This is a genomic window from Pseudomonas sp. RIT-562 (genome assembly GCF_026241895.1).
GTDB lineage: Bacteria > Pseudomonadota > Gammaproteobacteria > Pseudomonadales > Pseudomonadaceae > Aquipseudomonas > Aquipseudomonas mandelii_F.
On the sequence record NZ_JAPJIV010000061.1, the window covers coordinates 1 to 488 of the forward strand.

1 protein-coding gene is annotated in these 488 nt (G+C 56.8%); it reads left to right on the top strand.

What is annotated here, in order from left to right; translation table 11 throughout:
- Positions 1-64 precede the first annotated feature (64 nt).
- A partial coding sequence (gene tli1a / locus ORL50_RS28745) for a Tli1a family immunity protein (RefSeq protein WP_266020087.1) occupies positions 65-488 on the top strand: 424 nt, incomplete at its 3' end.

Below are 488 nucleotides of genomic sequence, written 5' to 3' on the forward strand. Positions count from 1 at the left end.
CCCAAGAGTGTGGGGGTGGATGATGCGCAGGTCTGAGTTCGTTAAACGCTGCACATCGCAGGCAATGAGAGCCATGCGCCCGTCGCGTTTACTCCCCGGCGTTTTGTTCATTTTAGTTTCGACATTTTACGTGCACGGCGTGCACGCCAGCACCATCGAGGCCATCAACCACACACACTGGGCCATCAACCATTTCAGCGTGGATGGTCGCTCAGGCCTGGACGTCATTGGTCCAAATCAAAGAGGTGGCGGAGGGTGTTGCTACATTGCACCCCAGAGCTGGCAGCCTGGGATGACGGTTCTAGTCGGTTGGGAAACTGGGGTCGCTTATCCCGATGGTTTCCCAGGCTTTGCTGATCGCCCCAGGTATTTGGCCTGGAGGGATGAAATGCGCTCATATAAACGCCAACACAGGCAATCAGTACCTGTCCCCGACTACACCGGCCAAAAAGTCTGCGGCATCACCGTGCACTTCCTGCCCTGCGACG